The 7,689-nt window shown below is 60.6% G+C and carries 13 protein-coding genes; 10 read left to right on the forward strand and 3 right to left on the reverse strand.

Annotation, left to right across the window (positions count from 1 at the left end):
- Positions 1 to 173 precede the first annotated feature (173 nt).
- The 10 genes from BMY71_RS25090 (at position 174) to BMY71_RS24070 (ending at position 6,249) form a co-directional block, all read left to right on the forward strand.
- Positions 174 to 344 carry a hypothetical protein gene (locus tag BMY71_RS25090; RefSeq protein WP_175557779.1) on the forward strand — a complete coding sequence of 57 codons (171 nt, stop codon included), beginning with the start codon at positions 174 to 176 and terminating at the stop codon, positions 342 to 344.
- Positions 341 to 619: a hypothetical protein gene (locus tag BMY71_RS24035; RefSeq protein ID WP_092686387.1), complete on the forward strand. Its 279-nt coding sequence runs from the start codon at positions 341 to 343 to the stop codon at positions 617 to 619. The genes BMY71_RS25090 and BMY71_RS24035 overlap by 4 nt, the downstream gene beginning before the upstream one ends.
- Positions 616 to 792 carry a hypothetical protein gene (locus BMY71_RS25095; RefSeq protein ID WP_175557780.1) on the forward strand — a complete coding sequence of 59 codons (177 nt, stop codon included), beginning with the start codon at positions 616 to 618 and terminating at the stop codon, positions 790 to 792. The genes BMY71_RS24035 and BMY71_RS25095 overlap by 4 nt, the downstream gene beginning before the upstream one ends.
- A complete protein-coding gene (locus BMY71_RS24040) occupies positions 782 to 1,888 on the forward strand; it encodes a replication initiation factor domain-containing protein (RefSeq protein ID WP_092686388.1) in 1,107 nt (368 codons plus the stop codon). The genes BMY71_RS25095 and BMY71_RS24040 overlap by 11 nt, the downstream gene beginning before the upstream one ends.
- A gap of 6 nt (positions 1,889 to 1,894) precedes the next feature.
- Positions 1,895 to 2,197, forward strand: a complete 303-nt coding sequence (locus BMY71_RS24045) for a single-stranded DNA-binding protein (protein WP_092686389.1) — start codon at positions 1,895 to 1,897, stop codon at positions 2,195 to 2,197.
- 241 nt (positions 2,198 to 2,438) lie between these two features.
- A complete protein-coding gene (locus BMY71_RS24050) occupies positions 2,439 to 2,678 on the forward strand; it encodes a hypothetical protein (protein WP_092686390.1) in 240 nt (79 codons plus the stop codon).
- A 139-nt stretch (positions 2,679 to 2,817) separates the two neighbouring features.
- Positions 2,818 to 4,119: a hypothetical protein gene (locus BMY71_RS24055; RefSeq protein WP_139202741.1), complete on the forward strand. Its 1,302-nt coding sequence runs from the start codon at positions 2,818 to 2,820 to the stop codon at positions 4,117 to 4,119.
- Positions 4,119 to 4,439, forward strand: a complete 321-nt coding sequence (locus tag BMY71_RS24060; RefSeq protein WP_092686392.1) for a DUF2523 family protein — start codon at positions 4,119 to 4,121, stop codon at positions 4,437 to 4,439. The genes BMY71_RS24055 and BMY71_RS24060 overlap by 1 nt, the downstream gene beginning before the upstream one ends.
- Positions 4,436 to 5,626: a zonular occludens toxin domain-containing protein gene (locus BMY71_RS24065; RefSeq protein WP_092686393.1), complete on the forward strand. Its 1,191-nt coding sequence runs from the start codon at positions 4,436 to 4,438 to the stop codon at positions 5,624 to 5,626. The genes BMY71_RS24060 and BMY71_RS24065 overlap by 4 nt, the downstream gene beginning before the upstream one ends.
- Entirely contained in the window at positions 5,623 to 6,249 is a 627-nt protein-coding gene (locus tag BMY71_RS24070) for a TraX family protein (protein WP_092686394.1), read from the forward strand. The genes BMY71_RS24065 and BMY71_RS24070 overlap by 4 nt, the downstream gene beginning before the upstream one ends.
- On the opposite strand, the gene BMY71_RS24680 is transcribed toward BMY71_RS24070, so the two are convergent.
- The 3 genes from BMY71_RS24680 to BMY71_RS25130 form a co-directional block, all read right to left on the reverse strand.
- The gene (locus BMY71_RS24680) at positions 6,238 to 6,687 is read right to left on the reverse strand and encodes a hypothetical protein (protein WP_139202742.1); all 450 of its coding nucleotides are present in this window, start codon (positions 6,685 to 6,687) and stop codon (positions 6,238 to 6,240) included. The genes BMY71_RS24070 and BMY71_RS24680 overlap by 12 nt on opposite strands.
- Positions 6,688 to 6,755: 68 nt before the next feature.
- Positions 6,756 to 7,136 (reverse strand): DUF3653 domain-containing protein, encoded by a 381-nt coding sequence (locus BMY71_RS24075; protein WP_092686395.1) that lies wholly within the window; start codon positions 7,134 to 7,136, stop codon positions 6,756 to 6,758.
- Positions 7,133 to 7,606 carry a DUF3693 domain-containing protein gene (locus BMY71_RS25130; RefSeq protein WP_210185075.1) on the reverse strand — a complete coding sequence of 158 codons (474 nt, stop codon included), beginning with the start codon at positions 7,604 to 7,606 and terminating at the stop codon, positions 7,133 to 7,135. The genes BMY71_RS24075 and BMY71_RS25130 overlap by 4 nt, the downstream gene beginning before the upstream one ends.
- Positions 7,607 to 7,689: the final 83 nt, after the last annotated feature.

The raw sequence follows: 7,689 nt of genomic DNA on the forward strand, positions 1-7,689 counted from the left end.
ATTCCAGTCCATAGCCGCCTCGGGTTCGTGTACGGGTGTAGCCTACAGGTGTTGACACCTACGGATGTAGGCGCGTATAAAGCCCCCATCGCCTATGGCTGTAGGCGGTCCCGCCACCGGCACCCCAAGGCCGCTGGCGGGTTCTCTTGGGGCTTGGGGTAGGGGATAGGGGTATGGATCACCTTGAGTACGCAGAGCACTGCGAGCAGCACGCACAGTTCGCGCGCGATCTGTCCGTGTATTTCCGGTCGATCAACGAAACCGGCATGGCAAGGAGCTGTGATCTCGATGCGGAGCATTGGGACTACATGGCATCCATACACCGCAACCGGGGTGAATCGTGATCCATCCGTTCATTGCCTTCGTGCTGCTGGCGGCCATCGTGGCCGTATCCATTGGCAGCGCCAAACTCGTTTCGTGGTGCCTCGACCGGCGTGGGGCGTCCGCCCGTCGCAGCGCACATGAAGCGGCCTTCGTAGCCCAGGCACGCGCCGAACTGGCCGCAACCGGCTGGACCCCGAATCACGAAACGCTCTATCAGGCCGAGATTGCCGCCACCAAGCGCGGCGATCTGCTGGCCGCCGCTCGATTCGCCGAAGAGCAGGAGCGCGCCGCATGAGCAGGTACCCCTCATTCGCCGAGCTGGCAGAGTTCGATATGGGCCTCGCGGCAGTCGTTGTGTTCGTGTCGCTCGTCGTGGGCGGAGCCATTGTCTCCATCGTGATTGAGCAGGCATGGCTGGCGCTTCGTCGCCTGTGGAAGCTTCGCAAGGATCGCTCCAATGGCCGGTGAGCGCGCGGTGCTGGCCGAGTCGGGACTCCCCTCGTCTAACAGGGGAGTCAGTGAATTCAGGAACCCCGAGGGAACCCTGACGGTCGGCATCGACTGGTTCTCCGCTTCGATCGATCTGCGCGCAGCGCTGGACGAGGTCGCGTTCCGTGATGGCGACAGCTTCGAAGAGGTCCGCCAGTGGATCGAGTTCTCCCCGGAAAACGCACGTATTGCGGCCCTGCAGGTGTTCTGCTGGTTCTTCGCAGGGCTGGGCCTCGAACTGGATGAAGCAGCAGGCGGCGGTCGCTTCTACACGTGGCGAATCAAGATCATCGACGCGGCCAAGAAGTTCGTCGGCATGATCGAACTGGGCGGCGAAGAGTGCCGCCGCGCCGATGGGACATATACCGCCCGCATCGAGCTAACCGGTGATGGATGCAAGGCGATAAGCGCAGCGCGCTGCGGCCATGCGCAGCGGTGGCTGGAGCTTCGAGCGAAGCTCGAAAGCTGCGCCGGAAGGATCACGCGTGTTGACGTGTGCGCCGATGACCTGGTGGGGGAATACCCATTGCGTCTGGCGCAGAAGTGGTACGCCGCTGGCGAGTTCGATAACCGTGGTCAGCGCCCGAAGGCGCAGCTGGTGGACGACTACGACAGCGGCGACGGCAAGACGTTCTATGTGGGCGGCAAGAAGTCGGAGAAGCAGCTTCGCGTCTACGAGAAGGGCAGGGAACAGGGCGATAAGAGTTCACCGTGGGTGCGCTATGAGGCGCAGTTCCGCAACTCCAACCGCAAGGAACTGCCCCTCGACATTCTGCGTGATCCGGCCTCCTACCTACTCGGGGCCTATCCGGTGCTGTCCTTTCTGCGCTGTGTTGCCACGCGCATCGAAATCACGAAAGCCGCCGTTGAGGCGACGTGGAAGAGCGTACGCCGCCACATCCGACGCCAGTACGGCGCAGCCCTCAATTTCATCGCCAAGAGTTGCCCGGACGATCAGGCATTGCGGGCGGTAATCGAATCCTGCACTTCGCCATCGCTGCCGAAGTGGGTCACAGGCGAAACAGCAGCGCATTGGCCCGAAATCGCGGCCGTACAGCAAACCTCAAAAGGGTAACAGCGCATGAGCATCAAGATCACCGTCCTCAAGAACGAAATTGACGAACGCGTCGGCAGCTTCAAGAACGAAAAGGGCGAAGACGTCAAGTTCACCACTCGCAAGCAGAAGGCCAAGTTGGAAACCGCAGGTTTCGCCTACCCATTCGACGTGCGCCTGGAGGACGGTCAGAGCGGCTACCCCGAAGGTGAGTACGAGCTCGACGTCGAGTCCATGTTGCAGGTCAACAAGGGCGTTGCATCGCTAAGCAAGTTCACTGTGCTGCGGATGTTGCCGAAGGCTGCGCCGCGCGTAGCTGCCCAGGGCTAACGATGTCCGATCCGGCACCCCTCTACGTGGTCGGCTGTGCTGCTGAAAACGTGCAGCAGGACGGCACGTGTTCGGTGCCTGTCTGGATGCCATACCACCAGCCAGTGTTGCCACCCCTGACATTGGCTGATGGAACCCTTGTCGCGTTCTCCATCGTTGGAGTTTGGGCAATCGGGTTGAAAGCGCGTCTCGTATTCCGCGCGGCGCGCATAGGGGTCTACTGATGACGAGGAAAACCACAATGGAGTTCATGAACGCTGCTCGCCGTTTCGGCGCTTCCACCGTCGCCAAGATTGGCGCCGGTACCACCGCCCTGGTTGCTTCGGGTGCCGCACTGGCCTCGGGTTCGAGTTCGCCGGGTGCCGCCATCGCTGGCGAAATGGCCGGTGGCAAGGCCGATATCGGAGTGGTCATCGGTGCGTGCGCCGTGCTGATTGGCCTGATTCTGGTCTGGGCCTACACCCGCAAGGCTGCGAAGTAACGGGGCCTGTGCTGAAACCGGGGGCGCACGGTAACGTTCGCCCCCTTTTTTATGGGGGAATTGTCATGGGCTACTTCATCATTGTTGGCATCTGTGGTGCTTGCTGGCTTGCGTTTGAGGGCATGTGATGAGGCGCATCTTGTTCTTGCTGCTCGCGCTTTTGCCATCGTCGGCATTCGCGATTGACCAAGGCGAGGCGACAGAGCAAGCGATCAGCAATATTCGGCAGTCGTGCAGCGGGGCTGTTGCCGGTGCATCGATTGACTCGGGCACGATAGGCCTGATTGTGGGCCCAGGTAGCGTAAACGCATTCGGCAACTGTCTCTTTGAAAATGGTGGATTTCAGGGGCGCCATAGCTCTACCGTCGCATTCGATCAGTCCTGCGAAGCTCGGGGTACTAAGACCACGCCATTCTTTCCACCATCTGGCTCCGTGTCTTGTAGTCGTGGTTGTGAGGTCAAGTATGCAGACAACGGCGACGACACCACGTCCTATTGGAGTACCGGTCAAAGCTGCAACGAGAAGCCGGATTGCACTAAGCAGGGCGGCAACATGATCTGGAACGGTGCGCTGAAGGTTTGCCAGCCCGTTGAGCCCGAGTGTCCCAAGGGTAAGGTAAAGGTCGGTAACGCCTGTACAGATGAAAAGCCTTGCCCGGACGGCATGGCGCTTGTGGCTGGGTCTTGCAAGAAGAAAGATGAAGAGTGCCCGGCTGGCATGATTCGCAGCCCCTCGGGCCAGTGCATTCCCGGTGATGGTCAGTGCGCCAAGGGCGAGGTTCGCGGGCCAGATGGCACCTGCAAGAGGGACAAGGACAACGACGGTCAGCCGGATACCGATGACCCCGAGAGCTTCTCTGGCGGCGACACCTGCGAGTCTCCGCCGTCGTGCAGCGGCTCGCCGATCATGTGTGGGCAGGCGCGGATTCAATGGCGAATTGAATGCAATACCCGCCGTAACAACAACATCAGTGGTGGTCAGTGTACGCAGGCCGGTATGCCGACATGCACTGGTGAGAAATGCAATGCCATGGAGTACACCCAGCTTCTGATGCAGTGGCGATCAGCGTGTGCCGTGGAGAAGCTTGCTGCAAAGCAAGACACGCCTGGACAAGGTGGCAACCAAGGTGATGCAAATGGCAACGGCGTAGCCGATGTGCTCGAGGGCAGGGGAGACGTTACGCCCATCGGCGATGGCGCGGCGGACATCGCTAGTGCCAAGAAGTGGGGAATTCCTCTTTCAACCGACAATCTCGACACAAGCAACATGTTCGGTGGTGGTGGGTCATGCCCGCAACCGCCGTCGATCACGATCATGGGCAAGACGGTGAGCGCTGGTGACGTTCCATACTTCTGCCGAATTGCAGCGATTCTGCGCGGGTTGATCCTCATCTTTGGTGCATACACGGCAATTCGAATTCTGATGGGAGCGGTCTTCTAATGGGCATGGTTTCTGACTGGATCACCGATGGCATTTCGTCTTTGCTTGGCAAGACCAAGGAAGCGGCAGCAGGAATGCTGGGCAAACTTCTGGCGACTTTCGGGCTGACTACCGTCACGTTCAATGCGCTGCTGCCCAAGCTGAAAGAATTCGTGATGCAGTTCATCGGCGGTATTGATGGGCAGGCTTACGAGATGCTTTCGTACCTTGGTGTCGGCACATGCTTCTCCATGATCTTTTCCGCCCTTACGGTGCGTATGGCGTGGAAAATCTTCATCGTTCCTAAGTCAGTCGCCGATGGGCTGGGGTCGGGCTCATGATCTACTGGTATACGGGCCAGCCTGGACACGGGAAGACGCTGCACGGCATCGAGCGGCTACTTGAATTCAAGGATCAAGGGCGCATCGTCTACGCCTGCAACATTCGCGAGTTCGACTACGCCAAAACTGGTGTGCTGGAAATGACGCCGGAACAGTTCAGGGACTGGCCGAATTTCTTGCCTGATGGCGCAGTTGCTCTGGTTGATGAGGCCTATGAACACGGCATGCTGCCTAAGCGTCCGACAGGCTCTAAGGTCCCGCCTCACGTTGAACAGCTGGCGAAGCACCGCCACAAGGGTCTGGATTTCATCTTCATCAGCCAGTCGCCGGATAAGCAGTGCGATCAGTTCGTGCATGACCTGATTGAACGCCACGTGCATGTGCGTCGCCGTTTCGGCACGAAGTTTGTCGATCTTCGCGAGTTCGACAAGTTCGAGGCCCGTGCAGAGAAAGCAACACCGCTGGTCACGAAGCGGCGCACACTGCCCAAGCGTCCTATGGGCATGTACAAGTCCACTGAGCTGGACACTACCGAGCGGCGCATCCCCTGGTACGTCATCGCGTTGCCGGTTCTGGCCGTTGCCGCCGTCCTTATGATGTATTTCGCGTTCGGGCGCATGGATAAGCGAATGAACGGCGGAGACAGCCCCGCAGTCGGCGGTACTGCTCAAGCGGCTACACCGCACGACGGAGCACCTGCGACGGCGGGCGGTGCTGCCGCGCCGAGCCCGGCACAGCCACTCAAGGACTACGTCGACAAGTTCCTCCCGCGCATCCCATCACAACCGTGGAGCGCACCTGTCTATGACGGCGCACTCAGCCTGCCGGCCGAGCCGCCGCGCATCTTCTGCATGTCGTCGCTCGGCGGGGAGAACGGCCTCGGTGAACAGGACAAGCCCAGCTGCACGTGTGTGACAGAGCAGGGGACGCGGTACGAATTGGCAGATGAACCCACCTGTCGCATGGTTGCGCGAAGTGGGCAATACGAGCCCTATTTGCCGAAGCGTGAGGATCGCCTCGTCGATGGGCAGACGCAGATAAATCGCGGCATGCAGGAAATCAATCAACGCCAGGTTGAAGGCACGGCAATTGCTCGCAGTCAGCGAGCTATGGGGAGCTTTCCAGAGTCTCCGCCCATCAGTACCACTAGCTACATGACCACACCTCGCGGGGAGAATCGGCTATGACCAGCGGCGGTCGTGAGTTGCTCAAGTGGCTGGCGTTGGCACTGATGACCGGCGATCACGTCGTGACCGTTTTCCACTTGGGCCATGTGTCAGTTGTGTCCGAGCTTGGCCGTGTAGCGTTTCCGGTCTTCGCGTTGGTGATGGCGTTCAATCTTGCTCAGCCGGGCGCAGACGCAGCGAAGTCGGCCCGGCGTCTGGCGGCTTGGGGTATTGCGGCAACGCCCGTGGCTGTCCTGGCATTCGGCCAGTTGCTGCCGCTGAATGTCCTACTGACGTTCGCTGTGGCCGCTGTTTGTGTATGGGCTATTGAACGCCGGTATTGGCTGCTGGTCGTGCTTCTCGCGGTCATCGCCCCGGCGTGGCTGGACTACGCGTGGCCGGGCGTGTGGCTTGTTCTCGCTGGATGGCGTTGGTACAGGGGGCAGGGTGGTCAACCGTGGCTGGTGTGGGGCTGCATGGGCCTGTTGTGCGCCTATAACGGCAATGCGTGGGCTTTGCTCGCCATTCCGGCGCTGCGGCTCGGCCACTTCAACGTTGCTTTGCCGCGTTCCGGCAAGGTCTTCTATGGCTACTACGTAGGCCACCTTGCCGCGATGGTGGCGCTGGCGGGACTAGGGACATGAGCCGGACTGCACCCAGCCGTTCTCCACGCGCCTCAAGCGCGTATCGCCGACGCATCGTTCATTCGGGCCTAGTGGCGGCGGTCGGTGCACGCGCTCATACTCTGCGGCCCGTTGCGCTTCTTCTCGGCGCTTCTCTGCCGCAATTTTCGCAAAGCCCATTGGGTCAGGGTCGTTGGCGATCTTGTTGAGATCATCGATCGCTTTGTTTAGCTGGACCTCTTGTTGCTTCTGGACGGCATAGCCCAGCGAGCCCAGGACTGTGCAGGTTGCGAGTCCGCAGGCGCTCATTCCAAGAAACACACCCAGGGCAACCTTCCATACCAAGCCGGTGCCGCTACCTGAAGTTTGGCTTCGAACAGGTCGATTGCGATTGCCGCGGAACTGCACGTCCTGCAGATCGGGCACGCTGAAGGTTGGTTCATGTCGTTCGCGGTCCATACGGCTCCCCAAGGCGTCCTGCGCGCATTGTAGCCGGGGTGTAGGGGCGGCGCCCCTACGAAAGCGCCTTACACGCGCTGGCGAGGTCTCGGCCCCGGTACCGGCAGGACACCTGCAGGAGGCTCGGCGTCAGGGCCAGCCATCGCCACCGCCGACCGCTGTTTGCGCCGGCTCACCACGTCCCGCAGATTGACGACAGTGGCAGGACGATCCCATGCCACTGCAGGAAGATTGCCACCACGCTTGGAACTGTCGATCGACGGCGCAGAACGCGCAGCTTCCATCATCCGGCGCCATTCCTGCGCTTGGCAGGCGGTGAGCGACAGCCAGGCCAGATCCTCGGGAAGTAGCTCGCGGCCCTCAGGGGTGATCAAGCGATCACCGAGGAAAGAAAAACCGGCCCAAGGGCCGGTCAAGTCGATACGGTGGTGCGGGTCGAACACGATCATGCCGCGATCTCATCCTTGGCCGGGGACTGAGGGCGCAGGCAAGAGCCGAGCCAGAGGCCCAGCCATTGCCACGCGGAGCCAACAAAAGCCCAGATTCGACGGATACGCCATTTCGCATAATGTATATCGTGCAAGGCATTGCCAGTCTGCGGCATAGCCTGCACGTCGTGGGGTAGGGTGAAGCCAACGGCCAGGCACAAGGCCATCGCCGTTGCAGCCAGACGTTTCCAGAACGTGCGCTCAGGCGAAGTAAGCGCCGCACGCTTCATGATCTCAATCGCCTGTTTTTCCGGCTCCGGATGCCCTTGGATACGGAGCGCATCTGCCACTACCCACACCTGCGGCACACGCCTACCCATGCGGTAGTGGCCGATTGCGCCGTCCGTGATACCCAGCAGCGGCGCCAGCTTTGAATAGCTCTCGACCTTGGCCGCCACGCGGGTTCGCTCAAAGAAGTCATTCCAGTCCATAGCCGCCTCGGGTTCGTGTACGGGTGTAGCCTACAGGTGTTGACACCTACGGATGTAGGCGCGTATAAAGCCCCCATCGCCTA

The organism is Rhodopseudomonas pseudopalustris, assembly GCF_900110435.1.
Taxonomy (GTDB): domain Bacteria; phylum Pseudomonadota; class Alphaproteobacteria; order Rhizobiales; family Xanthobacteraceae; genus Rhodopseudomonas; species Rhodopseudomonas pseudopalustris.

Bases quoted from the DNA above. Each gene is read 5' to 3' on its own strand.
- BMY71_RS24070 (WP_092686394.1), top strand. From the start codon at position 5,623: ATGACCAGCGGCGGTCGTGAGTTGCTCAAGTGGCTGGCGTTGGCACTG.
- BMY71_RS24065 (WP_092686393.1), top strand. From the start codon at position 4,436: ATGATCTACTGGTATACGGGCCAGCCTGGACACGGGAAGACGCTGCAC.
- BMY71_RS25130 (WP_210185075.1), bottom strand. From the start codon at position 7,606: ATGGACTGGAATGACTTCTTTGAGCGAACCCGCGTGGCGGCCAAGGTC.
- BMY71_RS24040 (WP_092686388.1), top strand. From the start codon at position 782: ATGGCCGGTGAGCGCGCGGTGCTGGCCGAGTCGGGACTCCCCTCGTCT.
- BMY71_RS25095 (WP_175557780.1), top strand. From the start codon at position 616: ATGAGCAGGTACCCCTCATTCGCCGAGCTGGCAGAGTTCGATATGGGC.
- BMY71_RS25090 (WP_175557779.1), top strand. From the start codon at position 174: ATGGATCACCTTGAGTACGCAGAGCACTGCGAGCAGCACGCACAGTTC.
- BMY71_RS24060 (WP_092686392.1), top strand. From the start codon at position 4,119: ATGGGCATGGTTTCTGACTGGATCACCGATGGCATTTCGTCTTTGCTT.
- BMY71_RS24680 (WP_139202742.1), bottom strand. From the start codon at position 6,687: ATGGACCGCGAACGACATGAACCAACCTTCAGCGTGCCCGATCTGCAG.
- BMY71_RS24075 (WP_092686395.1), bottom strand. From the start codon at position 7,136: ATGATCGTGTTCGACCCGCACCACCGTATCGACTTGACCGGCCCTTGG.
- BMY71_RS24045 (WP_092686389.1), top strand. From the start codon at position 1,895: ATGAGCATCAAGATCACCGTCCTCAAGAACGAAATTGACGAACGCGTC.
- BMY71_RS24050 (WP_092686390.1), top strand. From the start codon at position 2,439: ATGGAGTTCATGAACGCTGCTCGCCGTTTCGGCGCTTCCACCGTCGCC.